Raw genomic sequence first — 26,218 nt, forward strand, 5'->3', positions numbered from 1 at the left:
CTCGACTCCGAGAAGTACCAGCTGCGCCCCCGCGACTGGGAGACGGCCGAACGCGAGGGCCGCACCATCACCCCCCTCATCACCCGGCTCAACGCGATCCGCCGCGCGAACCCCGCCCTCAGGCAGCTGCGCGATCTGCACTTCCACCATGCGGACCAGGACCCGGTGATCGCATACTCGAAACGGAGCGGTTCGAACACGGTTCTGGTGGTCGCCAACCTCGACCCTCACCACACCCAGGAGGCCACGGTCTCGTTGGACATGCCGCAACTCGGCCTGGACTGGCACGAGTCGGTGCCGGTGCGCGACGAGCTCACCGGCGAGACCTATCACTGGGGCAGGGCCAATTACGTGCGCCTGGAACCGGGCACCCGTCCCGCGCACGTGTTCACGCTCCTGCGACCGTCCACCCCGCAGATCGGAGGGTCACCCACAACATGATCGTCAACGAGCCCGTTCCGGACACCTTCGAGGACACCCCCACCAAGGACCGCGACCCGGATTGGTTCAAGCGCGCGGTGTTCTACGAGGTCCTCGTCCGTTCCTTCCAGGACAGCAACGGCGACGGCGTCGGCGACCTCAAGGGCCTGACCGCCAAACTCGACTACCTGCAGTGGCTGGGCATCGACTGCCTGTGGCTGCCGCCCTTCTTCAAGTCACCCCTCCGCGACGGCGGTTACGACGTCTCGGACTACACCGCCGTACTGCCGGAGTTCGGCGACCTCGCCGACTTCGTGGAGTTCGTCGACGCCGCCCACCAGCGCGGTATGCGGGTGATCATCGACTTCGTCATGAACCACACCAGCGACCAGCACCCGTGGTTCCAGGAGTCGAGGAACGACCCCGACGGCCCCTACGGCGACTACTACGTGTGGGCCGACGACGACAAGCAGTTCCCGGACGCCCGGATCATCTTCGTCGACACCGAGGCCTCCAACTGGACCTTCGACCCGGTCCGCAAGCAGTACTTCTGGCACCGGTTCTTCTCCCACCAGCCGGACCTCAACTACGAGAACCCGGCCGTCCAGGAGGAGATGATCTCCGCCCTGCGGTTCTGGCTGGACCTCGGCATCGACGGCTTCCGGCTGGACGCGGTGCCGTACCTGTACCAGGAGGAGGGCACCAACTGCGAAAACCTTCCGGCAACCCATGAGTTCCTCAAGCGGGTGCGGAAGGAGATCGACGCCTCCTACCCGGACACGGTGGTGCTGGCCGAGGCCAACCAGTGGCCCGAGGACGTCGTCGACTACTTCGGCGACTTCGAGTCCGGCGGCGACGAGTGCCACATGGCCTTCCACTTCCCGGTCATGCCGCGCATCTTCATGGCCGTACGACGGGAATCCCGTTACCCGGTCTCGGAGATCCTCGCCAAGACCCCGGCGATCCCGAAGAACTGCCAGTGGGGCATCTTCCTGCGCAACCACGACGAGCTGACCCTGGAGATGGTCACCGACGAGGAACGCGACTACATGTGGGCCGAGTACGCCAAGGACCCACGGATGCGCGCCAACATCGGCATCCGGCGCCGGCTCGCCCCGCTCCTCGACAACGACCGCAACCAGATCGAGCTGTTCACCGCCCTGCTGCTGTCCCTGCCGGGCTCGCCGATCCTCTACTACGGCGACGAGATCGGCATGGGCGACAACATCTGGCTCGGCGACCGGGACGCGGTCCGCACGCCGATGCAGTGGACACCTGACCGTAACGCGGGTTTTTCGTCCTGTGACCCCGGGCGCCTCTACCTGCCGACCATCATGGACCCGGTCTACGGCTACCAGGTCACCAACGTCGAGGCGTCGATGTCGTCGCCCTCCTCGCTGCTGCACTGGACCCGCCGCATGATCGAGATCCGTAAGCAGAACCCGGCCTTCGGACTCGGGTCCTACACGGAGCTGCAGTCGTCCAACCCGGCGGTCATCGCGTTCCTGCGCGAGTACGAGGACGATCTCGTGCTGTGCGTGCACAACTTCTCCCGGTTCGCGCAGCCCACCGAGCTCGACCTGCGCGAGTTCAACGGGCGGCATCCGGTGGAGCTGTTCGGCGGGGTGCGTTTCCCCGCCATCGGGGAACTGCCGTACTTGCTGACCCTCGCGGGGCACGGGTTCTACTGGTTCCGGCTCCGCGGGGAAGGCGCCTAGCAGCCCCGCGAACCCGGCGTGGGGCGGTTTCTCCCGCCCCACCCGGGGCACGCATACGTAACACCCCGCCCACCCGGGGAAAGGACGCGACGCCATGTCGGAAGCCGTCACCCGTACCGCCACGACCAGCCCCGGCCTCCTTGCGTCACTGGACCCCCTGCTGCGCGAGTGGCTGCCCCGGCAGCGCTGGTTCGCCGGCAAGGGACGTCCGGTCACCGGGTTCTCACTGGTCGCCGCCACCGAGCTGCTCCCCGTCGACGGCAAGCTGGGCCTCTACCACCTGCTGGTGCGTGCCCACCAGCCGTCCGCGCTGGGCGCGGAGACCCACCCCGGCGACTGCTACCAGCTGCTCATAGGCGTGCGCGAGGCGCTGCCGCCCCGGCTTGCGCCCGCGCTGATCGGACATGTGGAGGAGGGCCCGCTCGCCGGACGCACGGTGTACGAGGCCCTGTACGATTCCCGGCCCGCCGAGGTGCTCCTGGAGGCCCTGCGCTCCCAGGCCCGCATCGGCGGGCTGCGTTTCGAGCGGGAGCCGGGCCGGGAGATCCGGGCCGGGCTCGTCCCGCGGCTGATGACCGCCGAGCAGTCGAACTCGTCGGTCGTCTACGGCGATACGTTCATCCTGAAGCTGCTGCGCCGGGTGGTGCCCGGCGTCAACCCCGACCTGGAGCTGCCGCTGGCGCTGGCCCGTGAGGGCTGCCCCCGGGTGCCCCCGCCGACGGCGTGGCTGCGGGCGGAGCTGGGCGGGGAGCCGTACGTCCTGGGCGTGCTGCAGCCCTTCCTGCAGGGCGCGTCCGACGGCTGGGAGCTGGCCCTGCGGGAACTCGCCAAGGGCGAGGACTTCGGCGCCGAGGCGCGGGCGCTGGGCCGTGCGACGGCCGAGGTGCACACGGCGCTGGCCCGTGCGCTGCCGACGGTCACGCTCGGCCACACCCAGATGGAACTGCTGGCCGGCGGCATGATCGAGCGGCTGGAGGCGGCGGCACAGGCGGTGCCGGTGCTGCGGCCGTACGTGCCGGCCCTGAACTCGGCGTTCACGGCGCTGGCCGACCTGGCGGCCGAGGGCCGTGTCTGGACCGCACAGCGCGTCCACGGGGATCTGCATCTCGGGCAGTGTCTGCGCTCGCCGGGCGGTCAGTGGTGGCTGATCGACTTCGAGGGCGAGCCGGCCAGGCCGCTGGCCGAGCGGCGGATGCCGCAGCCGCCGGTGCGGGACGTCGCGGGCATGCTGCGCTCCTTCGACTACGCCGCGCACTCCGCGGGGCCGTCGGCCGCGGAGGACTGGGCCGAGACCTGCCGGGCGGCGTACTGTTCCGGATATGCCGAGGTCAGCGGCGCGGATCCGCGCACCGACCCGGTGCTGCTGCGGGCCTGTGAGACCGACAAGGCGATCTACGAGGTCGTCTACGAGGCCCGGCACCGGCCCGACTGGCTGTCGGTGCCGATGACGGCGATAGAGCGTTACGCCACCTCTGACCTGTACTGACTTGTACCGTCCTGTACTGACCCACTCCACCCCCGACCCTTCGCCGAGGAGGCGCCGCCCGTGACCCCCCGCCCCACGTCCAGCGGTCCGGATCCCAAGAAGACGGCCGAGGACAAGGCCGTCAAAGCCGCGAAGAGTGTGAAGAAGGCGGTGAAGAAGGCCGCGGACAAGGTCACGCCGGGGTCTTCCTCGCCGGCGGCGGAGAAGACCCCGGCGAGGAAGACGCCCCCGAAGGCCCCGGCGGGCGCGGCCCCGGCGGAGAAGGTGACCGCCAAGAAGGCGACGGCGAAGAAGGCAGCCGCGAAGAAGACGACGGCCGCCGAGCCCGCGGCCAAGAAGACGACGGCGAAGAAGGTGCCTGCGGAGGGCACGGCGCTGAAGAAGACGGCCGCCAAGAAGGTCCCCGGCGAGGGAACCGCCCTCAAGAAGGCGGCCGCCAAGAAGGTCGCTGCCCAGGGCCCGGCGGCGAAGAAGACGGCCACCGCGAAGAAGACCGCTGGTGAGGGTACGGCGGCGGTGAAGAAGACGGCGGCCAAGAAGGTGGCTGCGGAAGGCACGGCGGCCAGGAAGACAGCCGCGAAGAAGGTGGCCGGGGACAACGCGGCGCTGAAGAAGACGGCCGCCAAGAAGGTCGCCGGTGAGGGCACGGCGCTCAAGAAGGCGGCCGTGAAGAAGGCGACCGCCGCGGGCACGGTGGCCAAGGCGGCCGCCAAGAAGGCTCCGGCGAAGGCCGCTTCTTCCGCTACGGCCGCCAAGAAGGCCGTGGCCAAGAAGGCGAGCACCGCGAAGAGGGCCCCTGCCAGGACGGCGACCTCGAAGACGGCGGCCGGCAAGGTCGCTGCGGCGGCGCAGGCGGCTGCCGCCGCGCCGACGGAGCCGACGTCGCCCGAGACCGTGCCGTCGACTGCCGCGGCGCGGCAACCCGCCACGACGACCCCTGCGGCGCCGGAGCCTCTCGCCGCCGCCGGTGCCGGCGACGCGCTCGGCTCCTCGAGCGGTGACTCCGGCTCGGCGCAGCCCGTCGCTCTCGGCCGGGAGGATCGGGAGCGGTTGTCGGCCGGTACTCATCATGATCCGCATACCGTGCTGGGGGCCCACCGCGTCGACGGGGGCGTGGCGTTCCGGGTTTTCCGGCCGTACGCGTTGGGCGTGACCGTCGTCGCCGGGGAGTTGCGGGCGGAGTTGGACGACGACGGGGACGGGTTCTTCTCCGGGCTGCTGCCGCTGTCGGAGGTACCGCCGGGGTATCGGCTGCTCGTGACCTACGAGGGGTCCGTGCAGGACGTCGAGGACGCGTACCGCTTCCTGCCCACGCTCGGCGAGCTGGACCTGCACCTGATCGGTGAGGGCCGGCACGAGGAGCTGTGGAAGGTGCTCGGCGCCCACCCGATGACCCACCAGGGCGTGGCAGGCACCCGTTTCTCCGTGTGGGCCCCCAACGCCCGCGGCGTCCACGTGGCCGGCACCTTCAACTTCTGGGACGGCACCGGGTACCCGATGCGCTCGCTCGGCTCCTCCGGCGTGTGGGAGCTGTTCGTGCCCGGCATCGGCGAGGGCGAGCTGTACAAGTTCCAGATCACCCGCCCCGACGGCTCCAAGACCCTGCGCGCCGACCCCCTGGCCCGCCGCACCCAGGCCCCGCCGGAGACCTCGTCGATCATCACCGCCTCGCACCACGAGTGGGGCGACGAGGAGTGGCTGGCCCGCCGCGCGGACCTGCCCGCGCACGAGGCGCCGTTCTCCGTGTACGAGGTCCATCTGCCCTCCTGGCGCCCCGGACTGACGTACCGTCAACTCGCCGAGCAGCTCCCCGCGTACGTGAAGGACCTCGGCTTCACGCATGTCGAGCTGATGCCGGTCGCCGAGCATCCCTTCGGCGGCTCCTGGGGCTACCAGGTCACCGGCTTCTACGCACCGACGGCCCGCCTCGGCACCCCGGACGACTTCCGGTATCTGGTCGACGCCCTCCACCAGGCCGGCATCGGCGTCCTGATGGACTGGGTGCCGGCGCACTTCCCGCGCGACGACTGGGCGCTCGCCGAGTTCGACGGCCGCCCGCTGTACGAGCACGAGGACCCGCTGCGGTCGGCGCACCCCGACTGGGGCACCCTGGAGTTCGACTTCGGCCGCCGCGAGGTGCGCAACTTCCTGGTGGCGAACGCCGTTTACTGGTGCGAGGAGTTCCACATCGACGGCCTGCGGGTGGACGCCGTCGCCTCCATGCTCTACCTGGACTACTCGCGCGAGCCGGGCCAGTGGGTGCCGAACGAGCACGGCGGCCGGGAGAACCTGGACGCCGTCGCCTTCCTGCAGGAGATGAACGCGACGGTGTACCGGCGGGTGCCGGGCGTGGTGACGATCGCGGAGGAGTCCACGGCCTGGGACGGCGTCACCCGCGCCACCCACCACCGCGGCCCGGGCGGCTTCGGCGGGCTCGGCTTCGGCCTGAAGTGGAACATGGGCTGGATGCACGACTCGCTGGACTACATGAGCCACGAGCCGATCCACCGCAAGTACCACCACAACGAGATGACGTTCTCGATGGTGTACGCGTACAGCGAGAACTACGTCCTGCCCATCTCGCACGACGAAGTCGTCCACGGCAAGCGCTCGTTGGTCTCGAAGATGCCGGGCGACTGGTGGCAGCAGCGGGCCAACCTGCGCGCCTATCTGGCCTTCATGTGGTCGCACCCCGGCAAGCAACTGCTCTTCATGGGGCAGGAGTTCGCGCAGGGCGCGGAGTGGTCGGAGGCGCACGGCCCGGACTGGTGGCTGCTCGACCCGGGGTACGGCGCCGAGGCCGACCACCGGGGCGTGCGTGACCTGGTCCGCGATCTCAACACCGTGTACCGGCACAGCCCGGCACTGTGGCAGCAGGACATCCAGCCGGCGGGCTTCGAGTGGATCGTGGGCGACGCGGCCGAGGACAACGTCTTCGCGTTCCTGCGGTACGCCACCGACGGCACCCCGCTCCTGGCCGTCTCCAACTTCTCCCCGGTGGTCCGCCACGACTACCGGCTGGGCGTCCCGGACGACGTCCCCGCCTGGCACGAGGCGGTGAACACGGACGCGGCGCGCTACGGCGGCACCGACGTCACCAACCCGGACGACATCAAACCGGAGCCCCACCCCTGGCACGGCCGCCCGGCCAGCATCCGGCTGACCCTGCCCCCGCTGGCGACGCTCTGGCTGCGCCCGGCGTGACCGCTCCGCAGCAGGGGTCCGGGGCACACAGGCCCCGGGCCCCGCTCAGCGGTTCCCGGACATCAGCCTCCGCAGCGCCGACAGCATCCCCCGCACATGGCTGTCACCCCGGCCCGTGTCGACCGCGACGGGCTCCTCCCGCGCCCCAGGGACGGAAGGACGCACCCGGCCGCTCAGCTCGTACCGCACCGGAAGCAGTCTCAGACCCCGCACCACCGGCCCCGTCCGCCAGGGCAACTGGTCCGGCGGCAGGGTCAGTTCGGCCTTGGTGAAGTGGTCGAAGACGCGACCCACCGCCGTGGCCACGATCATTCCGCCCAGTTCGCGCGCCGCGCTCGGGCAGCCGTGCGGACCGGCGCCCCAGCCCAGATGGGCCCGGGTACTGACCGTCGACCCCACCATCGGGGAGGAGCCGATCGCCAGCAGGTCCTGGTGCGCCGCGGCGGCCGACGGCGAGACCACGTCACCGGCCCGCACACAGAAGTCGCCCAGCAGCGCGTCCCGCGCCGCGAACCGGAAGCACATGTTGGCGACCGGCGGACTGACCAGCGCCGCCCGGTTGACCGTCTCCCCGAACTGCCCGGCCGACAGGCTGCGCCGCACCCCGGCGTTGCCGCGCAGCACCTCAAGCAGGGTGTTGAGCACCATGTTGCCGGTGATGTCGTTCAGGTACACGGCGTTCATGAACAGCTCCCGGCCCAGCTGCTCGTCGCTCATGCCCGGGTCGGCCAGCAGCATGTAGGACGTGAGGTCGTCCCCGGGCCGGGCCCGCCGGTGCGCGGCCAGCCGGGTCATCGCCGCCAGCGCCCGTCCCGTCGCGGGACCGGCGTCCGGTCCTCCGTCCAGCATCCGCCACATTTCCATGACCAGTTCGTCGCCGAGTTCGACGGGGCAGCCGAACAGCTTGGTGGTCACCATGAGCAGCAGCGGCCGGGTGTACTGGGCGCCCAGGTCCGCGAACCCGGCCGTCCCCGACTCGGCGGCGAGCACGCCGACGAGTTCGTCCGCGTACCGCGCGACGGTCGCCCTGAGCTCCCATCCCTGCGGAGTGCGCGGCTCCTGGAAGGGCCGCAGCGCCGAGTGCAGCGTCCCGCGCGCCGCCCGGTGCTCCTCGTCGTCCATGAACATGGTCTGCCGCACCTCGTACCCTGCGAGCAGCGGCCAGTCGTGGGGCAGGCGCCCCTCGGCCCGGGCCCGCCAGTACCGGACGTCCCGTCGCCACTGGTTCTCGTTCTTCAGGACCTCCAGCACCTCGCGGTAGTCGAGAACCAGCCACACGGGCACGCCCATCAGCCCGACCGGAGCCACCGGACCGTAGGTGCGCCGCAGCCTGTCGTACACCGCCCCGGGATCGGCGTCGAACTCCGCCGTGAGCAGCGGCTGGACGGGCAGCGACTCGAGCCGGGGACGGTCGGCCGGCGCGCCGGTGTACGGATGGGCTTCCATGACCACCACGCATACCGCACCGACCGTGCACGAGCAGTGACCATGGCGGGAACTGTTACGGCTTGGTGATCCCCAAGGCGCCGGTGTCGACCAGCCCCTTCGGCAGCCGTCCGGTGTGCAGCACGCCCAGCCGCTGCGTGGCCCGGGTCAGCGCCACATACAGGTCGCTGGTGCCGTACAGGCCCGGCTCGACCACCAGCACGGAGTCGAACTCCAGCCCCTTCGACTGACGCGGGTCGAGCAGGACGACGGTCCGGGTCAGGTCCGGTTCCGCGCCGGCCGTCACCCCGTCCAGCCGGGCCGCGAGCCTGCGGTGCAGATGGCGCGGGGCGATGACCGCGAGCCGGCCCTCCGCGGGGGTCAGCTCCTTCACCGCCTCGGCGACCGCGCCGGGCAGGTCGTCGGTGGCGCGCACCCAGGGCCGTACCCCCGTCGAACGGATCGAGCTCGGCGGCTCGAAGTCCGGGTTCTCGGCGCGTACGACGGCCGCCGCCAGGTCCATGATCTCGGCGGGGGTGCGGTAGTTGACGCCCAGGCGGGTGTGCTCCCAGCGGTCCTCGACGTAGGGCTCGAGGATCTTCTCCCAGGAGCCGACGCCCGCCGCCTCCGCGGTCTGCGCCGGGTCGCCGACCAGGGTCATCGAGCGGGTCGGGCTGCGCCGCATGAGCAGCCGCCAGGCCATCGGCGACAACTCCTGCGCCTCGTCCACGATGATGTGCCCGAAGGCCCAGGTCCGGTCGGCGGCCGCGCGCTCGGCGGCGCTGCGGTGGTCGTCCTCCTCCTGCCGCTCGGCGAACCGCTCGGCGTCGATGATGTCGTGCGCGGACAGCACCTCGGAGCCGTCCGGGTCGCTGTCCTCCTTGTCCTCGAACTCGTAGGTCCGGGAGGCGAAGGACACGTCCAGCACGCCCTGCGCGTAGGCGATCTGGGTCTCCCGCTCGCGCTCGGCCCGCGCCCGTGCGAACCGCTCGTCCACGCCGAGCAGTTCGGCCGCCTCGTCGAGCAGCGGGACGTCCGCCACGGTCCACGCCCGGGTCACCGGGCGGCGGATGGCGGCCGCGTCCTCGTCACTGACGTAGCCGACGGGGTCGGCGAGGAAGTCCGCGACCAGCCGCTGCGGGGTCAGTCGCGGCCACAACTGGTCGATGGCGGCCCACACTTCGGGGTTCTCGGCGATCTCGTCACGGATCTGGGTGACGTCGGAGGCGTCCAGCAGACTGCCGCCGTCGTAGGGGTCGGTGCCGACGCGCTCGGCGTACAGCTCGGTGAGCGTGTTCAGGATGTGTCCCTCGAAGTGCTCCCGGGCCACGTTGTGCGGCAGCCGGGCGGCCCGGGTCTTCTCGCGGGCGACCTTCACCAGGCCGTCGTCGAGCATCAGCACCTCCCGGTCGTGCTCGATCGCGATCACCGGGTCGGGCAGCGCCTGCCAGTCGCGTACGACGTCGGCGAGCACGTCCGCCATGTCGGCGCGGCCCTTCACGGCCGCCGCCTCCCGGGTGTCCGTGGCCGTCGCCCGCACCCCGGGGAACAACTCCCCGACGGTGGCGAGCAGTACGCCCGTCTCGCCGAGGGCCGGCAGCACCTCGCCGATGTAGCCGAGGAAGGCGGGGTTGGGGCCGACGATGAGCACGGCCCGCTTGGCGAGCAGTTCGCGGTGCTCGTAGAGGAGAAAGGCCGCCCGGTGCAGTGCGACGGCCGTCTTGCCGGTCCCCGGGCCGCCCTCGACGACCAGCACACCGCGGTGGGGCGCCCGGATGATCTCGTCCTGCTCGGCCTGGATGGTCTGCACGATGTCGTGCATACGGCCGGTACGGGCCGCGTCGAGGGCGGCGAGCAGCACGGCGTCGCCGGTCGGGTCCTCGTGGCCGGTGCGCTCCCGGTCGCCGAGGTCGAGGATCTCGTCGTGCAGGGCGGTGACGGTACGGCCGCCGGTGGTGATGTGCCGGCGCCTGCGCAGGCCCATCGGGGTGTGGCCGGTGGCCAGGTAGAAGGGGCGGGCGACATCGGCCCGCCAGTCGACGAGGATCGGGGTGCGCTCGGCGTCGTCGGTGCGCAGCCCGATGCGGCCGATGTGGTGGTTGGCGCCCGAGGTCAGGTCGATCCGGCCGAAGCAGAGCGAGCCGTCCACCGCGTTCAGGGCGGCCAGCAGCCCGGAGCGCTCGGCGACCAGGATGTCCCGCTCCAGCCGGGCCTGCATGGGTGTGTTGCCCTGGGCGAGCGCGTCCGTGACACCGGCCTCGGTGTCCCCGCGCAGGGCGTCCACACGGGCGTAAAGCCTGTCGATGAATTCCTGCTCACCGCGAATTTCATCGCTGTTTGACAATTCCACTCCCGGCCAGATATACTGTGCTCACTGAACTTCTTTAGCGACTCAATTCCCCTGAAGTCGCGAACCATTGAATATACGCAGAGAAATCCCCCGAGCGCAATTGCTCGGGGGATTTCTCTTTGTTCCCGCCGGGTCGGGGCGCCGCCGGAACCACCCGCGACGGGTGAGGCGGCGCTCGCACGGGCCGGAGTTCGCTGGTGGTGACCACAACCTCCGCACCCCTGCGAGAACGGACCTCGAGATGACCCAGGACACCACCGGCGCGGGCGGAGTGACCGCACTCGCCGAGGCCGACGCTCCCGTCTTCGAAACGCTCGTGCAGATGACCCTCAACACCTTCGAGCGGTCGGAACTCGACCCGGAGACGTATCTGCTGACCCGTATCGCGGCGCTGGTGGCGATGGACGCCGCGCCGGCCTCCTACCTGCTCAACATCGGCACGGCGGACTCACTGGGCATTCCGCTGGAGCGGATCCGCGGCACCCTCGTGGCCATCGCCCCCGTCGTCGGCAGCGCCCGTGTCGTGTCCGCCGCCCGGAACATCGGCGAGGCCTTCGGACTGGACCTGCCGGACGCGGACGCCGGCTGACCGGCGCGGCAGGCCCGAGACAGGGATACCGTCATGTGCCGCTGGCTCGCCTACTCGGGGACACCCGTGCTGATCGACGAGGTCCTCTACCGCCCGACGCACTCACTGATCGACCAGAGCCTCCATTCACGGATGGGCGTCGAGACGACCAACGGCGACGGCTTCGGTGTGGGCTGGTACACCGACCACGCCCACACCCCGGCCGTCTTCCACGACACCGGCCCGGCCTGGAGCGACCGCAACCTCCACGAGATCGCCTCCCACGTCAGTTCGCCGCTGTTCTTCGCCCACATCCGGGCCTCCACCGGGACGGCCGTGCAGCAGACCAACTGCCACCCCTTCCGACACCGTCACTGGATGTGGATGCACAACGGCGCGATCGCGGATTTCGCGGTACTGCGCCGCGATCTCACCCTCGCCGTCGACCCCGTCCTGTTCCCCTCGATCGAGGGCACCACGGACTCGGAACTCATGTTCCACCTGGCCCTCACCTACGGACTCGACGTCGATCCCCCGGGAGCCGTGGCCCGTATGGCGGGCCTGGTCGAACACGTGGGGCACACGCACGGGGTGGCTCAGCCCCTGCAGATGACGGTCGCCGTGACCGACGGGGAGCGGGTCTGGGCCTTCCGGTACTCCAGCGCCGGCGCCTCACGGTCGCTGTTCTACAGCAGCCGCGTCAGCGACCTGCGCGCCCTCCACCCCGACGTCTCGTTCCTGAAGGACGTCTCCGACGACACCCGGCTGATCGTGTCGGAGCCGCTGGGCGATCTCCCCGGCGCCTGGAACGAGGTGCCGGAGAGCACGTACGGCATCGTCCAGCCGGGGCAGGACGTCCTGCGCACCTTCCAGCCCCAGTACGGGTAGTCGGAGCACAGTCGGAGCACGGCCCCGTGCGGAGGGTCAGAGCACGTCCTCCAGCTCCGCGAGCAGCCGCCGCTTGGGGCGGGCGCCCACCATCGCCTTCACCGGCTCACCGGCCCGGAACACCATGAAGGTCGGCATCGACAGCACCTTGTAGGCGTTCGTCGTCTCCGGGTTGGTGTCCACGTCCAGCTGGACCACCTTCAGCCGCTCGCCCTCCTCGGCCGCGAGGGCCTTCAGCACCGGGCCCATCTGCCGGCACGGCGGGCACCAGTCGGCGGTGAACTCCACCAGCACCGGCAGCTCCGAGCCGATCACCTGCGCCGCGAAGTCCGCGTCCGTCACCTCGGTCACGCTCACAGTTCCCGCCCTCCCAGTTCGCACAACGGTGGTTCGCTGTCGGTCGAGGCCAGGCGCACGGCGATGGTCGCCCGCACCGCCTGCAACTCTCCGATCAGCGCGTCGAGTTCGGCGAGCTTGCGCCGGTAGACCGCGAGCGAGGCCGGGCAGGAGTCACCCTCCGGATGACCGGCCCGCAGACACTCCACGAAGGGCCGTGTCTCCTCCAGGTCGAACCCGAAGTCCTGCAGTGTGCGGATCTGCCGGAGCAGCTTCACATCGCTCTCGTCGTAGGTCCGGTGTCCGAGCTCGTCGCGACGCGCGGGCAGCAGCCCGCGCGCCTCGTAGTACCTGAGCGCCCTCGTCGTGGTCCCGGCCCGTGCGGCCAGCTCGCCGATTCGCATGCCTACGAACGTAAGCCTTCACGCCGACGTCAAGGCAAGCACCGGGGTCAGCGGGGCGGCACACCGGGCGCCCGGCCGGGGCGCGGGCCCAGCAGCCACTCGCCGGAGGGCGGCCCCGAGTGGACCTCCATCTCCTCGTCGTCCACCGGCCAGTCCTCGTCCTCGTCGCCGGTCCGCACGCCCAGCAGCCGGCGGGTGAGGCGGTCGCGGTCGGAGAGGAGTTCGTCGAGGGCCTCGCGGACGTCCGCCGGTTCGGTGCGGGCGGACTCGCGTTCCGCCGCGATCAGCACCGAGCGGCGCACCAGTTCCTTGGTGAAGGAGGCCGTCGTGCCCTCGGTGCGGGTCACCACCTCGGCGGCGATGTCCTCGCCGAGGTCGAGATGGGTGCCGTACAGGGCGAGGAGGGCGGCGCGCCCCTCGGCGTCGGGCAGCGGGATCTCGACGGCGAGGTCGACGCGGCCGGGGCGCTGCACGAGGGCCGGTTCCAGGAGGTCGGCGCGGTTGGTGGTGAGCAGGAAGGCGACGTCGGCGTCGTCGCCGAGGCCGTCCATCTCGTTCAGCACCTGGAAGAGCAGGGGCTGTTCGCCGTTGCCGTAGTCGCGGGCCTCGGCGATCAGGTCGCAGTCCTCCAGGACGACGAGCGCGGGCTGGAGCATCCGGGCGAGGGCGCAGGCCGGGCCGATGGCCTCGATGCTGGTGCCGGAGAGGATGACCGCCGTGAACTGCGGGAGATGGGAGAGGAGGTAGCGGATGGTGTGGGTCTTGCCGGTGCCGGGCGGGCCGTAGAGCAGCAGGCCCCGGCGCAGGTGCTGGCCGACCGCGCGCAGCTGCTCGCGGCGCCGGGCCACGCCCACCACCTGGCGCTCCACCCGCTCCAGCAGGCCGGTCGGCAGCACGATGTCCTCGCGGGTCAGGCCGGGCCTGCGGTGGAAGCGGAACGGGCCGAGGCCGTGGCCGAACTGGGAGCCCTCGAAGGACAGCACCTGGCCGCGGAAGACGTTGTGCTCGCGCACGATCGCGTCGAGGTCCGCGAGCAGCCGGTCCGCGAACTCCTTCTCCTGCGCTAGGACCTCGATCTCGACCTTGTTGCGCCCGTACTCGTCGGCGGGGCCGCGCAGCAGCACCGCGAACCGCTCCTCGCCGTCGCTGCCGAGATAGAAACCGCAGGAGACGCAGGCCAGTTCCTCGTCCGGGGAGATCGGCAGGTGCGCGTAGTCGACCGCGCCGATGGTGAACCGGTCGTAGCGGTCGGCGGATTCGAGGATGTCGCCGAGGGTGAGCTCGCCGTGGTGCTGGGCACCGCGCATGCCGATGAGCTCGTAGGAGCGGCCGTCCGCGGCGAACCAGCGTTCCAGCGCGAGGTGCACGTTGGGGAGGTCGTAGGGCGGGTACGCCGCCTTGACCACCGGCCGGTCGGTGGGCGCCGAGCCGAGGTGCTCGCGCAGCCGCCTGGTGAGGTTGCGGCGATCGTCGTCCTCCTTGCGCCGAGGATGGGCCACGGCGGAGAGGAACTCGTAGAACATCTCGGAGATCTGTTCCATCGACAGCGACGACGGCTCGCGGCCCGCGCCGTGGCGCCGCTCGTACGCGGCCGAGCTGACGATCTCGACCCCCTCGGACTCCCCCATGTCGCCTCCGTATGGTCGGTACGTGCGCTCCAGGGCTCCCCAGCCTGGTCCCAACCGGCACCGAAGGCAAAGCATTTAGGGCAAGCGTCACCAAACGGTCGCCGGGCGTACCCGGGGCGGCGGGCCCGCTCCCGGACCCGCCGCTCCGTTCCCCCGTGTCTCCCCCGTCGGTCTCGTCACTCGCCCCGGTCTCACCGCTCGGCAACGGCCGCCGTTGTCCACGGTGGCTCCTCGGCCTCCTCCGCCCCGGCCCGCTCGAACCACACGCGGGCCGCTTCGGGCCGCCCGGTGAGCAGGAGGAGCAGCGCCGCGATCGGGCCGCGGATCTCCTCGCCCTCCCCACGCGTCCACTCGATGTCGGTCGCGACGAGCCGGGCCCTGGGAAGCGGCCAGGGACGCGGCGGGATCCGCATGGTCCACACCCGGTCGGCGGCGTCCCGAGCGGCCTCCGGCGGCATCTCGCGGGTCCGGCCGAGCGCGAGGGCGATGTCCTGACCGTGCACGAGGACGTCCAGCAGCGACTCACGGGGCGTGGTCAGCGGGGCCATGCGCCGCGAGCCGACGATGGAGCGCAGATGGGCGACGATCTCGGTCACCGGCAGCCGCGCCTCGCGCAGCGCCGAGTCATGGATCATCCGGTCGAAGTTCCCCCTGGCCCGAACCGCTTCCCGCAGCACGACCCGCACCGGACAGCGCGCCCCGATGGTCAGATGGGCGGCCACGTCCCGCACTCGCCAGTCCCCGCAGCGCGTGGGCGTCTCCCACTCCTCCGCGCTCAGACCGGCCAGCAGATCGGCGAGGCCCGCCCGCTCACGGTCGACGACCTGCCAGAGCTCGTCCGTCGGCAACTGCGCACCCATGAGGATCACCGCCCACTCAAGTGGTAAGCTTCACTGACCAAAGTAGTCAGAGACTCTGACCAATGTCAAGGTATGCGGAGGAACGTCCACGATGGCGGTGGAGAGCGAGCTCAATACGGGAGTGCTCCTGTTCCTCCCCTATCGGGCCCTGGAGAACCGTATCTTCGCCGTGCTCGCCGAAGCGGGGCATGACGACCTCACGCCCGCCCAGGCGCGGGTCCTGCAGCGGATCGGGCCGGAGGGCACGCGGCTGACGGAGCTGGCCGAGCAGGCCCAGGTGACCAAGCAGACCGCGGGTTTCCTGGTCGACCAGCTGGAGAAGGCCGGGTACGTACGCCGCGAGCCGGACCCGAGCGACAGACGCGCCCGGCTCGTGTGCCTGGCACAGCGGGCGTGGGCGGCGAAGGAGATCGCCGACGGGATCGTGGCCGAGGTCGAGGAGGAGTGGGAGCGGCACCTCGGCAAGCGCCGTATGAAGCAGCTGCGCGAGGCGCTGACCCTGCTGCGGGAGATCACCGACCCCTGGGCGGAGCGGCAGCCCTAGACCGGCACGCCGGCCGACTCCTCGACCTCCAGGAGTGACGCGCTCTGGCGTTCCTCCTCGAAGGCCCTGCGGCCGCCCCGGAGTCCGAACAGGCGCTTGGCGAGAGCGATGTAGAGCACCGCGAGGATGTTGAGGACCAGCGTGGTGATCTTCAGCCAGCTGATGTGCTCGGTGAGTTCGTAGATCTCCAGCGGCAGGAACGCGGCGGTGGCGACGACCGTCAGGTACTCCGCCCAGCGCTTGGCGTACCAGAGGCCGACGGCCTCGACGAGCTCGATCAGCGCGTAGGCGAGCAGCAGCGCGGCCACCAGCAGCAGCGTGGAGTGCTTGTAGCCGAAGGTCTTCTGGATGGTGCCGACGATCGGCGAGTGGTCGAGGTCGTAGTGGAAGTGCCGGAAGACGGGCCGGAAGACGTCGAGGTACTCGTCGAAGAGCCGGCGCACCGAGTCCTGGCTGTTGCTGAACTTCCACACGGCCACCGCCACCAGCACGATGAACACCCCGCGCACGGCCCGCTCGATCGCCAGGAAGCGCAGGATGAACAGGTCGCGCAGCACCTTGCCGCGCGGCACCAGGGGCGCCTCGGCGGCCGGTCCCGAGCCGTGCGGCTCGCCGAGCACGAAGTCGCCGCAGCGCAGACAGCGCCAGACCTCGCCGAGGGCGGTCTCGGCGTGCAGTCGCACCCGCAGCCGGGGGTCGTCCGGCGCGTACGTGATGTGCCCCTTGCGGGAACACGTCCGCCGGTCCCAGTCGATCTTCATCCCCCGCGCCTCCATACCGCCGTGTCGAGCATGCCGAGCGTACGAACGTGCCGCGCCGGTCGACGGCACGGCACGTTAGTGCATCGGAGTAAGAGACGACGATCCGGGGAGGTCAGTTCGCCATGGCGCCCATCGGTTCTCCGGGGACCGGGTGGCCTTCCCGGACCGGCCTCAGGCCTTGGCGAGTTCCTTCTCGCCGCCCTGCTCGGGGATCTCGGCGTGCGGCTGCACGTCCTCGTCGAGGAGGGTGGTCTCGTCGAAGGGGAGTTCTCCGGCGAGGACCTGGCGGACGCGGACCTTGTCGATCTCCTTGGTCCAGGTGCCGACCAGCACGGTGGCGACCGCGTTGCCGGCGAAGTTGGTCAGGGCGCGGGCCTCGCTCATGAAGCGGTCGATGCCGACGATCAGGCCGACGCCGTCCACCAGGGCGGGCTTGTGCGACTGCAGACCACCGGCCAGGGTCGCGAGTCCCGCGCCGCTGACGCCCGCCGCGCCCTTGGAGGCCAGCAGCAGGAAGAGCAGCAGCGGGATCTGCTCGCCGACGGACATCGGCGTGCCGAGGGCGTCGGCGATGTAGAGGGACGCCATGGTCATGTAGATCATGGTGCCGTCGAGGTTGAAGGAGTAGCCGGTCGGGACGGTGATGCCGACGACGGACTTGCCGACGCCCAGGTGCTCCATCTTCGCGATGAGACGCGGCAGCGCCGACTCCGAGGAGGAGGTGGACAGGATCAGCAGGAACTCGCGGGCCAGGTACTTGAAGAGCGTGAGGATGTTCAGCCCCGCGACGGTCCGCAGCAGCACGCCGAGCACGACGAAGACGAACAGGAAGCAGGTCACGTAGAAGCCGAGCATCAGGACCGCGAGGCTCTTGAGCGCGTCGAGACCGGCGGAGCCGACCACCGCGGCGATGGCGCCGAAGGCACCGATCGGGGCGGCCCACATCACCATGGCGAGGATGCGGAAGACGAGCCGCTGGATGTGCTCGACACCGCGCAGGATCGGCTGGCCGACCGAGCCCATGGCCTGCAGCGCGAAGCCGGTGAGCAGCGCGATGAGCAGGGTCTGCAGGACCTGGCCCTCGGTGAACGCCGAGACGAAGGTGGTCGGGATGATCGACAGCACGAAGTCCACGGGCGGCAGCGCGTCGCTGGAGACCTGGTCGTGGCCGGAGGCCTTGATCGCGTTGGTGAGGTGCAGTCCGTCGCCCGGGTGCAGGATGTTGCCGACGACGAGACCGATGGTCAGCGCGACCAGCGACATCACCAGGAAGTAGCCGAGCGCGATACCGCCGACGGCACCGACCTTCGCCGCCTTCCGTACCGATCCGATACCGAGCACGATCGTGCAGAAGATGATCGGGGAGATCATCATCTTGATCAGGTTCACAAAGCCCGTACCGAGCGGCTTCAGCTCGACGCCGGCGTCGGGCCAGATCAGCCCCACGCCGATACCGAGCACGACCGCCGCGATCACGGCGAGGTAGAGGTAGTGGGTACGGTCCCGCTTCACGCGGGGTGCGGCAGGTGCCGTATCGGGGGTGCTGGCGGCGGCCACGGCTGCCCTCCTTGACGTCTTCGTCGGCATCACCGGCGTGCGGCTCACGTCCGGGGGATGGGGATCGGGGGTGCGGTTTCGTCCGGCGGCCGCGATGGCTGGAACCGAATGTCCCGCTTCCGCTCGCTTCCGCATTGCGGTGACTATCCCGTGCCCCTGTGAGGGCGGTCACCCTTCCGTTCATTTAGTTCACGCTTGACGTGGGAGGCAGACTGACGGCATGCGCATCCCCGTGCCGAGACCCCGCAGCCTGGCGGGGCAGCTCTTCGCCATGCAGGCCGTGCTGATAGCGGTCGTCGTGGCCGGATATGCGCTGTTCACGTATGTCAGCGACGAGCGGCAGGCCGAGCGGGCGGCCGGCCGGCAGGCCATGGCGGTGGCCCGCTCCATCGCCGACGCGCCCTCCGTGCACGCGGCGATCGCCACCCCCAAGCCGAGCACCGAGCTCCAGCCGTACGCGCTGAAGGTGATGCACGACGCCGACGTGGACTTCGTGACGATCATGAATCCGCGGGGCATCCGCTGGACGCACCCCAACAAGAATCTGATCGGCAAGCACTTCGTCGGCAATATCGCGCGGGCCCAGCAGGGCGGCTCCCTCACCGAGAAGTACAAGGGCACCCTCGGTGTGTCGGTCCGCGCGGTCACCCCGATCAAGGACGCGGACGACAAGGTCATCGGCCTGGTCAGCGCCGGTATCAAGGTCCAGGCGATCAGCAAGCAGGTACGGGGCCAGGTCTCGGCCCTCCTCGGCGTCGCGGCCGGCGCCCTCGCCCTGGGCGCGATCGGCACGTACGTCGTCAACGCCCGGCTGCGCCGCCACACCCACGGCATGAACGCGGCCGAGCTCAGCCGGATGCACGACTACCACGAGGCCGCCCTGCACGCGGTGCGGGAGGGGCTGCTGATGCTGGACGGGCAGTACCGGGTGGCGCTGATCAACGACGGCGGACGGGAGCTGCTGGGGCTGGCGGGCGAGCGGGGCGTGATCGGGACGTCGGTCGCGGACCTGGGTCTGCCGAGCCCGTTGACGGGGGCGCTGCTGGCGTCGGAGCCGCGGGTGGACGAGGTGCATCTGACGGCGGACCGGGTGCTGGTGGTCAACACCTCGCCGGTGTCCGGCGGAGAGCGCCGCGGCACCGTGGTCACCCTCCGGGACGTCACCGAACTGCAGTCCCTCATGGGCGAGTTGAACTCCGAGCGGGGCTTCACCCAGGCCCTGCGCTCCCAGGCGCACGAGGCCGCGAACCGCCTCCACACGGTGGTCTCCCTGATCGAGCTGGGCCGCGCGGAGGAGGCGGTGGACTTCGCGACGGCGGAACTGGAGCTGGCGCAGGCGCTGACCGACCAGGTGGTGGCGGCGGTGAGCGAGCCGGTGCTGGCGGCGCTGCTCCTGGGCAAGACGGCGCAGGCGAACGAGCGGGGCGTGGAGCTGGTGGTGTCGGAGGACAGCCGCCTGGACGACGGTCTGCTGCCGCCGACCCTGCCCGCCCGGGACCTGGTGACCATCCTCGGCAACCTGATCGACAACGCGGTGGACGCGGCGCAGGGCAGCGTGCGGGCGCGGGTGACGGTGACGGCGTACGCGGAGGGCTCCGAGCTGGTGCTGCGGGTGGCGGACACGGGCGCCGGGGTGGATCCCGCCCACGCCGACCTGGTCTTCCAGCGCGGCTTCTCCACGAAACCGTCCGGGCCGGGGGGCCGGGGGCTGGGCCTGGCGCTGGTACGGCAGGCCGTGCAGCGGCAGGGCGGCGAACTGACGGTGACCGAGGCGGACGGCGGGGGCGCGGAGTTCGTGGTGCGGCTGCCGCTGAGGACGACGGCGCCCGTCCCGGTGCCGGGAGGCGAGGCATGACCGACATCCGGGTGCTGGTGGTGGAGGACGATCCGGTCGCGGCGGACGCGCACGTCATGTACGTCGGCCGGGTCCCGGGGTTCGTCGCGGTCGGGAAGGCGCACACGGGCGCGGAGGCCCGGCGGCTGCTGGACCGCACGGCGGTGGATCTGCTGCTGCTGGACCTGCATCTGCCGGACGTCCACGGGCTGCAGTTCGCGCGGTCGTTGCGGGCGGCGGGACATCACGCGGACGTGATCGCGGTGACGTCCGCGCGGGATCTGACGGTGGTGCGCGAAGGGGTGTCGCTGGGGGTCGTGCAGTACGTCCTGAAGCCGTTCACGTTCGCGACGCTCAGGGACCGGCTGGTGCGGTACGCGGAGTTCCGTGGGGCGGCCGGGGAGGCGAGCGGCCAGGACGAGGTGGACCGGGCGCTGGCGACCCTGCGCGCCCCCTCGCCGGCGGCGCTGCCCAAGGGGTTGAGCGGGCCGACCCTGGAACGGGTGACGGGAGCACTGCGGGAGGCCGCCGAGGGGCTGACGGCGGCGGGGGTGGCGGAGGCCGTGGGGATATCCCGGATCACGGCCCGGCGGTACCTGGAGCACCTGGTGGACGCGGGCAGAGCGGCACGCAGCCCGCAGTACGGAACCGTGGGGCGACCGGAGCTGCAGTACCGGTGGGTTCCCGGGCGTTAGCCGCTCGTCGTACCCGCCCCGACCCCAACACCGCAACCCTGCAGGCGCATTGACCTGACTAGACCACTCCTCCTACCTTCACCGGGCAACCATCTCGGCCGACAACGACGTAGGCCCGCAGGAGGTCATGCCCGTGCGCCCCACCGCCGCCATCACCGCCCTCCTCTCCACCGCTCTCGCCGCAGGCGCCCTCACCGGCTGCGGCAGCGGTTCCGGCAGCAGTCCGGACACCGTGAAGATCTCCTTCAAGCAGTCCACGGACAACTCGATCCGTGTGATGGACGACTATCTCGCGGACATCAAGAAGCAGTTCGAGAAGCGCTACCCCGGCAAGAAGGTCCAGCTCGTCCCGATCAAGGCCCCGGACTCGGAGTACTACACCAAGCTGCAGCAGATGCTCCGCTCGCCGAAGACCGCCCCGGACCTGGTCTACGAGGACACCTTCCTCATCAACTCCGACATCACCAGCGGGTACTTGAAGCCCCTGGACGCCTACCTGGCCAAGTGGCCCGACTGGAACCAGTTCATCGGCACCGCGAAGGCCGCGGCGAAGGCCGAGGACGGAAAGACGTACGGCGTCCCGGACGGCACCGACACCCGGGGGCTCTGGTTCGACAAGGGCATCTTCAAGCGGGCGGGGCTGCCCGCCGACTGGCAGCCGAAGAACTGGGACGACGTCCTCGCCGCGGCCCGCGCCGTCAAGAAGAAGGTCCCGGGTGTCACGCCGATCAACCTCTACACCGGCAAGCCCGCGGGCGAGGCCGCCACGATGCAGACCTTCGAGATGCTGCTCTACGGCACGAACGACGGGACGACGGACCCGCTGTACGACAAGGCGTCCAAGAAGTGGATCGCCGGGAGCCAGGGCTTCAAGGACGCGCTGCGGTTCGTCGAGACCGTCTACAAGGAGAAGCTCGGCCCGGACGTCTCCGACGCCCTCGACCCCAACATCCAGACCATCGTCGCCGGGGATCTGCTGCCGAAGGGCAAGCTGGGCATCGCCCTCGACGGCTCCTGGCTCCCCCAGGCCTGGCTGAAGGGCAGCGGGCACGAATGGCCGCGGTGGTCGAGCGAGCTGGGCCTCGCGTACATGCCCACCCAGCACGGCCAGGCCCCCGGCAAGGTGAGCATGTCCGGCGGCTGGACCTGGGCGATCCCCGCCAAGGCGGGCAACCCCGACCTCGCCTTCGACTTCGTCAGGACGATGCAGACCAAGGCCAACGCCGAGAAGTGGTACATCGCCAACTCCGGCATCTCCGTACGCAAGGACGTCGCGAGCGACCCGTCGTACGCGAGCGCCCAGCCCGGCATCAAGTTCTTCACGGATCTCGTCGCGAGCACGCACTACCGGCCCGCCTACCCGGCGTACCCGAAGGTGTCCACCGCCATCCAGGAGGCGATGGAGGGCGTCACGACGGGTGATCTCTCCGTCGACAAGGCGGCGAGCGGCTACGACGACGCCCTGGGGGACGCCACCGACAACCAGGTCGTCAAGAAGTGACCGCCGCGACGCCGCCCGCGCACGCGCCGAGCCCGAGGGCGGCCGAGTCGCCCTCGCGCCCGGCGGCCTCCCCGCCGCCCCGCCGGCAGACGCGCCGTGCCCTCGCCCGCCTCCTCCCCCTGTCCCCCGCCGTCGTCCTCCTGCTGCTCTTCCTGGCCGGCCCCATCGCCTACTGCGCCTACATCGCCTTCACCGACCTCCAGCTCACCGGGCAGGCCCACTCCTCCTTCGTCGGTCTCGCCAACTTCCGTGAGGCCTTCAGGGACGAGGAGTTCCTCAACGCCGTATGGCTGACCCTCGTGTTCACGGTCATCTCGTCCCTGCTGGGGCAGAACACCCTGGGACTGGCCCTCGCCGCCCTGATGCAGCGGGCGTCCAAGCCCGTGCGCACCCTCACCGGCGGTGTCGTGATCACGGCGTGGGTACTGCCGGAGGTCGTCGCCGGCTTCCTGCTGTACGCCTTCTTCCGCCGCGAGGGCACCCTGAACGCCATCCTGGACCTGCTCCATCTCCCCTCCCAGAACTGGCTGTTCACCCTGCCGATCCTCGCGGTGTCCTTCGCCAACGTCTGGCGCGGCACGGCCTTCTCGATGCTGGTCTACTCGGCCGCGCTGAACGAGATCCCGAAGGAGGTCACCGAGGCGGCCGAGGTCGACGGCGCGGGCGGCTGGCGCCGGATGTGGCACATCACCCTGCCGATGATCCGCCGCTCCATCGGCACCAACCTGATGCTCAACACCCTGCAGACCCTGTCGGTCTTCGGACTGATCTGGGTGATGACGAGGGGCGGTCCCGGGAACAAGAGCCAGACCCTTCCCCTGTTCATGTACGAACAGGCCTTCCAGAACAGCATGATCGGCTACGGCACCGCGGTGGCCCTGCTGCTCCTGCTGGTCGGCTCGCTGTTCTCGCTGGTCTATCTGCGCCTGCTGCGGACGGAGGTCTGACCGCCATGGCCCTCACTCTCTCCGACCGCCGCCGCAGCCGCCGACTGGCCGCCGACGCGGGCCTGTTGGCGGTCGCCGCCGCCTTCGCGCTGCCCCTGGTCTGGGTGCTGTTCTCCTCGGTGGACCCGCACGCGGACCTCAGGGTGAAGGCGCCCGACGGCGTCACCTGGTCCAACTTCGACGCGATCCTGAAGCAGGACATCACCTTCACCCCGCTGCTCAACAGCCTGATCCTGTGCGGCGGGGCGACGCTGCTCACGGTGGTGTGCGCGGCCCTTGCGGCCTATCCGCTCTCCCGTTTCCGCTCGCGTCTGAACCGGCCCTTCCTGCTCACCGTCCTGTTCGCGACAAGCCTGCCCATCACGGCGATCATGGTCCCGGTGTACGCGCTGTTCGTCCGGGTGAACCTGATCGACACCATGCAGGGCACCATCCTCTTCTTCGCCGCCTCCCAACTCCCCTTCGCCATCTGGCTGATGAAGAACTTCATGGACGGGGTGCCGAAGGAGTTGGAGGAGGCCGCGTGGACGGACGGGGCCTCCTCGATGCAGTCCCTGGTCCGGATCGTGCTCCCCCTCATGGGCCCGGGAGTGGCGGTCGTCACCGTCTTCTCCTTCGTCGTGATGTGGGGCAACTTCTTCGTCCCGTTCATGCTGCTGCTCACACCGGACCAGATGCCGGCGAGCGTGAGCATCAACGAGTTCTTCGGCAACCGGGGGATGGTGGCGTACGGGCAGCTGGCGGCGTTCTCGATCGTCTACTCGACGCCGGTGATCCTGCTGTACGTGCTCATCGCCCGGCGGCTGGGAGGAGGCTTCGCCCTGGGCGGCGCGGTCAAGGGGTGAGCCGCTTGCCGGGGCCGAGCGGAACGTCGGGATTGAGCCGCGGGTTCGGCTCGACCGCCCGGTGGGCCATGCTACCGGCCCTGACGCACGTTTCTTCGAGCTCCGTCCACAGGCGCGAGGTCCGGGGAGCGTCGTCAGGGCCGATCCCGGTCAGGTGTCAGCGGGCGGTGACGGGTGGCATTCGGGCATATGCCCCTCTACCTTGCCAGCCTGCGCGCTCCACCGACCCCGGAACGCCGCACAGCCGTACCTTCCTACAATCCGTATTCCTGGCCGAACAGACCGTAGTCAGTGCACTCCCGCGCCCCTACGTTGTGGCGCGTGCACCCACCGTCGCCCCGCCCGAACCGCCCGAACCACTCCACTCGTCCCCTTCAGCCCGCCCCGCCCTTCAACGCCATCGCCGCCCGCCGGCTGCGCACGGCCCTCGACATGGGCCCCGAGCACGTCGCCTACGGAATGCGCGTCTCCTTCGGACTGCCCTACGTGACCGCGGACCTGGTGACCTCCTGGGAGCGCGGGACCCTGTTCCCGACGAACGCCGAACTCTCCGCCCTCGCGGGCGTGTTGTGGTGCTCCCCCGGTGAACTGATCGGGAAGCCGCGGACCTTGCGCGAGCACCGCATCGCCCGTGGCCTGGCACCCGAGAACGTGGCGCGTTTCGTCGGGCTCGAACTGCCCGCCTACCTCCACATGGAGGAACACTGCACCTGGCGCGGCAACGACCGCCAGTCCACCGCCCTCGCCGAGCTGCTCGACCTGTCGCTGCCGGACTACATCACCGTCACGGGGCGGGAGACGAAGCTGGCCGAGATGCTGCGCGGCGCGGTGACCACGCGCTGGCAAGCGTACGTCCGGCCGGTCGCCAAGGCGGTACCGCTGGACCGGCGGCTGCTGGAGGACTCCCTCCAGCAGCTCCACCAGGACTACCAGGGGCAGATGGTCGCCTCGCTGAGCTGGGGCGACGGCGGCGCGGCGAACACGGCCGGCGACGCGGGGCGGGACTTCCTGGACCGGATCGTCGACCACTTCTGGGCCGCGGTCCAGGACAACACCCCATAGCCCCCGTCCAGGACAACACCGAATGACCCCCGAAGGGTCTGACAGGGGAGGGCCTAGAAGACCGACTCCGCCTCGTCCATCCGGTCCTTGGGCACCGTCTTCAGCTCCGTCACCGCCTGGGCCAGCGGCACCATCACGATGTCGGTGCCCCTGAGCGCCGTCATCTTCCCGAACTCGCCCCGGTGCGCCGCCTCCATGGCGTGCCAGCCGAAGCGGGTGGCGAGCACCCGGTCGTAGGCGGTGGGGACGCCGCCGCGCTGGACGTGGCCGAGGATGACCGGCTTGGCCTCCTTGCCGAGGCGCCGCTCGAGCTCGTACGCCAGCGCGGTGCCGATGCCCTGGAAGCGCTCGTGGCCGTACTTGTCGATCTCGCCGTGGCCGTAGTCCATGGTGCCCTCGGCGGGGTGGGCGCCCTCGGCGACACAGACCACCGCGAACTTCTTGCCGCGGGCGAAGCGCTCCTCGACCATCTTGACCAGGTCGGCCGGGTCGAAGGGGCGCTCGGGCAGGCAGATGCCGTGGGCGCCTGCCGCCATGCCGGACTCCAGGGCGATCCAGCCCGCGTGCCGGCCCATGACCTCGACCACCATCACCCGCTGGTGGGACTCGGCGGTGGTCTTCAGCCGGTCCATCGCCTCGGTGGCGACACCGACCGCGGTGTCGAAGCCGAAGGTGCGGTCCGTGGAGGAGATGTCGTTGTCGATGGTCTTCGGGACGCCCACCACCGGCAGACCGGCGTCCGACAGCATCCGCGCCGCCGTCAGCGTGCCCTCGCCGCCGATCGGGATCAGCGCGTCGATGCCGAACTCGTGGATCATGTCGGAGGCGTTCTCGCAGGCCTCGCGCAACCGGTCGCGCTCCAGGCGGGAAGAGCCGAGGATGGTGCCGCCGCGGGCCAGGATGCCGCTGACCGACTCGAGATCGAGGGTGCGGTAGCGGCCGTCCAGCAGGCCCGAGTAACCGTCCTCGAAGCCGATCACCTCGTCGCCGTAGTGGTCCACCGCCCGGTGCACGACCGAGCGGATCACGGCGTTCAGGCCGGGGCAGTCGCCGCCTGCGGTGAGAACTCCGATGCGCATCGTGCTGTCGTCTCCTGCTCGGTCTCGGTACCGGTGAGCAGATCCGATTGTTTCATGCTCCACGGCCAAGTCCGTTGTGTCCCTTATCACCCGGATGGCCGAGGTG

General features: G+C 70.5%; 21 protein-coding genes and 1 pseudogene. 13 read left to right on the forward strand and 9 right to left on the reverse strand.

Annotation, left to right across the window (positions count from 1 at the left end):
* From ACWCQ1_RS36770 to glgB, 4 genes and pseudogenes are all read left to right on the forward strand, one after another.
* Positions 1-441 (forward strand): annotated as a pseudogene (locus ACWCQ1_RS36770) (alpha-1,4-glucan--maltose-1-phosphate maltosyltransferase); the annotation flags it as partial.
* Complete coding sequence (gene treS / locus ACWCQ1_RS36775) at positions 438-2,138, forward strand: maltose alpha-D-glucosyltransferase (protein WP_133044741.1); 1,701 nt, start codon at positions 438-440, stop codon at positions 2,136-2,138. The pseudogene ACWCQ1_RS36770 and the gene treS, both read left to right, overlap by 4 nt.
* A 94-nt stretch (positions 2,139-2,232) precedes the next feature.
* Positions 2,233-3,624 carry a maltokinase N-terminal cap-like domain-containing protein gene (locus ACWCQ1_RS36780; RefSeq protein WP_451028333.1) on the forward strand — a complete coding sequence of 464 codons (1,392 nt, stop codon included), beginning with the start codon at positions 2,233-2,235 and terminating at the stop codon, positions 3,622-3,624.
* A 60-nt stretch (positions 3,625-3,684) separates the two neighbouring features.
* Positions 3,685-6,828, forward strand: a complete 3,144-nt coding sequence (glgB, locus tag ACWCQ1_RS36785) for a 1,4-alpha-glucan branching enzyme (protein ID WP_451028334.1) — start codon at positions 3,685-3,687, stop codon at positions 6,826-6,828.
* Positions 6,829-6,873: 45 nt separating this feature from the next.
* Here the strand turns inward: glgB and ACWCQ1_RS36790 are convergent, their stop codons facing one another.
* Positions 6,874-8,274, reverse strand: a complete 1,401-nt coding sequence (locus tag ACWCQ1_RS36790) for a cytochrome P450 family protein (RefSeq protein ID WP_358611005.1) — start codon at positions 8,272-8,274, stop codon at positions 6,874-6,876.
* Between the two features lie 55 nt (positions 8,275-8,329).
* Positions 8,330-10,579 (reverse strand): HelD family protein, encoded by a 2,250-nt coding sequence (locus tag ACWCQ1_RS36795; protein WP_358611012.1) that lies wholly within the window; start codon positions 10,577-10,579, stop codon positions 8,330-8,332.
* 265 nt (positions 10,580-10,844) lie between these two features.
* Here ACWCQ1_RS36795 and ACWCQ1_RS36800 point away from each other — a divergent pair, with 265 nt between their 5' ends.
* Both ACWCQ1_RS36800 and ACWCQ1_RS36805 read left to right on the forward strand, forming a co-directional pair.
* Positions 10,845-11,192 carry a carboxymuconolactone decarboxylase family protein gene (locus ACWCQ1_RS36800; protein WP_133044737.1) on the forward strand — a complete coding sequence of 116 codons (348 nt, stop codon included), beginning with the start codon at positions 10,845-10,847 and terminating at the stop codon, positions 11,190-11,192.
* 33 nt (positions 11,193-11,225) lie between these two features.
* Positions 11,226-12,059: a class II glutamine amidotransferase gene (locus ACWCQ1_RS36805; protein ID WP_133044736.1), complete on the forward strand. Its 834-nt coding sequence runs from the start codon at positions 11,226-11,228 to the stop codon at positions 12,057-12,059.
* Positions 12,060-12,095: 36 nt separating this feature from the next.
* Here ACWCQ1_RS36805 and ACWCQ1_RS36810 read toward each other — a convergent pair whose 3' ends face one another.
* From ACWCQ1_RS36810 to ACWCQ1_RS36825, 4 genes are all read right to left on the reverse strand, one after another.
* Entirely contained in the window at positions 12,096-12,410 is a 315-nt protein-coding gene (locus ACWCQ1_RS36810) for a thioredoxin family protein (protein ID WP_356768869.1), read from the reverse strand.
* Positions 12,411-12,412: 2 nt separating this feature from the next.
* Positions 12,413-12,799, reverse strand: coding sequence for a MerR family transcriptional regulator (locus ACWCQ1_RS36815; RefSeq protein ID WP_133044734.1), 387 nt, complete (start codon positions 12,797-12,799; stop codon positions 12,413-12,415).
* Between the two features lie 47 nt (positions 12,800-12,846).
* Positions 12,847-14,427, reverse strand: a complete 1,581-nt coding sequence (locus ACWCQ1_RS36820; RefSeq protein ID WP_133044733.1) for an AAA family ATPase — start codon at positions 14,425-14,427, stop codon at positions 12,847-12,849.
* A 191-nt stretch (positions 14,428-14,618) separates the two neighbouring features.
* Complete coding sequence (locus ACWCQ1_RS36825) at positions 14,619-15,287, reverse strand: maleylpyruvate isomerase family mycothiol-dependent enzyme (protein ID WP_133044732.1); 669 nt, start codon at positions 15,285-15,287, stop codon at positions 14,619-14,621.
* 91 nt (positions 15,288-15,378) lie between these two features.
* Here ACWCQ1_RS36825 and ACWCQ1_RS36830 point away from each other — a divergent pair, with 91 nt between their 5' ends.
* Positions 15,379-15,831 carry a MarR family winged helix-turn-helix transcriptional regulator gene (locus ACWCQ1_RS36830; protein ID WP_133044731.1) on the forward strand — a complete coding sequence of 151 codons (453 nt, stop codon included), beginning with the start codon at positions 15,379-15,381 and terminating at the stop codon, positions 15,829-15,831.
* Here ACWCQ1_RS36830 and ACWCQ1_RS36835 read toward each other — a convergent pair.
* Together ACWCQ1_RS36835 and ACWCQ1_RS36840 are read right to left on the reverse strand one after the other, a co-directional pair.
* Entirely contained in the window at positions 15,828-16,592 is a 765-nt protein-coding gene (locus ACWCQ1_RS36835; RefSeq protein ID WP_133044730.1) for a DUF2127 domain-containing protein, read from the reverse strand. The genes ACWCQ1_RS36830 and ACWCQ1_RS36835 overlap by 4 nt on opposite strands.
* Positions 16,593-16,763: 171 nt before the next feature.
* A complete protein-coding gene (locus tag ACWCQ1_RS36840) occupies positions 16,764-18,179 on the reverse strand; it encodes a cation:dicarboxylate symporter family transporter (RefSeq protein ID WP_133044765.1) in 1,416 nt (471 codons plus the stop codon).
* A 190-nt stretch (positions 18,180-18,369) separates the two neighbouring features.
* Between ACWCQ1_RS36840 and ACWCQ1_RS36845 the strand changes: the two genes are divergently transcribed.
* The 6 genes from ACWCQ1_RS36845 (at position 18,370) to ACWCQ1_RS36870 (ending at position 25,033) form a co-directional block, all read left to right on the forward strand.
* A complete protein-coding gene (locus tag ACWCQ1_RS36845; protein ID WP_133044729.1) occupies positions 18,370-20,004 on the forward strand; it encodes a sensor histidine kinase in 1,635 nt (544 codons plus the stop codon).
* Positions 20,001-20,678, forward strand: coding sequence for a response regulator (locus ACWCQ1_RS36850; protein ID WP_133044728.1), 678 nt, complete (start codon positions 20,001-20,003; stop codon positions 20,676-20,678). Before ACWCQ1_RS36845 ends, ACWCQ1_RS36850 begins: the two co-directional genes overlap by 4 nt.
* Positions 20,679-20,805: 127 nt before the next feature.
* Positions 20,806-22,179, forward strand: a complete 1,374-nt coding sequence (locus ACWCQ1_RS36855; protein WP_358609431.1) for an extracellular solute-binding protein — start codon at positions 20,806-20,808, stop codon at positions 22,177-22,179.
* The gene (locus ACWCQ1_RS36860) at positions 22,176-23,126 is read left to right on the forward strand and encodes a carbohydrate ABC transporter permease (protein ID WP_451028335.1); all 951 of its coding nucleotides are present in this window, start codon (positions 22,176-22,178) and stop codon (positions 23,124-23,126) included. Before ACWCQ1_RS36855 ends, ACWCQ1_RS36860 begins: the two co-directional genes overlap by 4 nt.
* Before the next feature lie 5 nt (positions 23,127-23,131).
* Positions 23,132-23,971 carry a carbohydrate ABC transporter permease gene (locus ACWCQ1_RS36865; RefSeq protein WP_358609434.1) on the forward strand — a complete coding sequence of 280 codons (840 nt, stop codon included), beginning with the start codon at positions 23,132-23,134 and terminating at the stop codon, positions 23,969-23,971.
* A gap of 312 nt (positions 23,972-24,283) precedes the next feature.
* On the forward strand, positions 24,284-25,033 hold the full coding sequence (locus ACWCQ1_RS36870; RefSeq protein WP_451028355.1) for a helix-turn-helix domain-containing protein: 750 nt from the start codon (positions 24,284-24,286) through the stop codon (positions 25,031-25,033).
* A gap of 53 nt (positions 25,034-25,086) precedes the next feature.
* On the opposite strand, the gene ACWCQ1_RS36875 is transcribed toward ACWCQ1_RS36870, so the two are convergent.
* Positions 25,087-26,112 (reverse strand): ATP-dependent 6-phosphofructokinase, encoded by a 1,026-nt coding sequence (locus tag ACWCQ1_RS36875; RefSeq protein WP_133044724.1) that lies wholly within the window; start codon positions 26,110-26,112, stop codon positions 25,087-25,089.
* Positions 26,113-26,218 lie beyond the last annotated feature (106 nt).

The organism is Streptomyces sp. NPDC002144 (genome assembly GCF_053593695.1).

What these genes read in the sequence shown, in the direction of transcription:
- ACWCQ1_RS36840 (WP_133044765.1), bottom strand. Translation starts at nt 18,179, where the DNA reads ATGCCGACGAAGACGTCAAGGAGGGCAGCCGTGGCCGCCGCCAGCACC.
- ACWCQ1_RS36865 (WP_358609434.1), top strand. Translation starts at nt 23,132, where the DNA reads ATGGCCCTCACTCTCTCCGACCGCCGCCGCAGCCGCCGACTGGCCGCC.
- ACWCQ1_RS36805 (WP_133044736.1), top strand. Translation starts at nt 11,226, where the DNA reads ATGTGCCGCTGGCTCGCCTACTCGGGGACACCCGTGCTGATCGACGAG.
- ACWCQ1_RS36820 (WP_133044733.1), bottom strand. Translation starts at nt 14,427, where the DNA reads ATGGGGGAGTCCGAGGGGGTCGAGATCGTCAGCTCGGCCGCGTACGAG.
- ACWCQ1_RS36845 (WP_133044729.1), top strand. Translation starts at nt 18,370, where the DNA reads ATGCGCATCCCCGTGCCGAGACCCCGCAGCCTGGCGGGGCAGCTCTTC.
- ACWCQ1_RS36790 (WP_358611005.1), bottom strand. Translation starts at nt 8,274, where the DNA reads ATGGAAGCCCATCCGTACACCGGCGCGCCGGCCGACCGTCCCCGGCTC.
- treS (WP_133044741.1), top strand. Translation starts at nt 438, where the DNA reads ATGATCGTCAACGAGCCCGTTCCGGACACCTTCGAGGACACCCCCACC.
- ACWCQ1_RS36830 (WP_133044731.1), top strand. Translation starts at nt 15,379, where the DNA reads ATGGCGGTGGAGAGCGAGCTCAATACGGGAGTGCTCCTGTTCCTCCCC.
- ACWCQ1_RS36850 (WP_133044728.1), top strand. Translation starts at nt 20,001, where the DNA reads ATGACCGACATCCGGGTGCTGGTGGTGGAGGACGATCCGGTCGCGGCG.
- ACWCQ1_RS36800 (WP_133044737.1), top strand. Translation starts at nt 10,845, where the DNA reads ATGACCCAGGACACCACCGGCGCGGGCGGAGTGACCGCACTCGCCGAG.
- ACWCQ1_RS36825 (WP_133044732.1), bottom strand. Translation starts at nt 15,287, where the DNA reads ATGGGTGCGCAGTTGCCGACGGACGAGCTCTGGCAGGTCGTCGACCGT.
- ACWCQ1_RS36835 (WP_133044730.1), bottom strand. Translation starts at nt 16,592, where the DNA reads ATGAAGATCGACTGGGACCGGCGGACGTGTTCCCGCAAGGGGCACATC.
- ACWCQ1_RS36780 (WP_451028333.1), top strand. Translation starts at nt 2,233, where the DNA reads ATGTCGGAAGCCGTCACCCGTACCGCCACGACCAGCCCCGGCCTCCTT.
- ACWCQ1_RS36875 (WP_133044724.1), bottom strand. Translation starts at nt 26,112, where the DNA reads ATGCGCATCGGAGTTCTCACCGCAGGCGGCGACTGCCCCGGCCTGAAC.
- ACWCQ1_RS36855 (WP_358609431.1), top strand. Translation starts at nt 20,806, where the DNA reads ATGCCCGTGCGCCCCACCGCCGCCATCACCGCCCTCCTCTCCACCGCT.
- ACWCQ1_RS36815 (WP_133044734.1), bottom strand. Translation starts at nt 12,799, where the DNA reads ATGCGAATCGGCGAGCTGGCCGCACGGGCCGGGACCACGACGAGGGCG.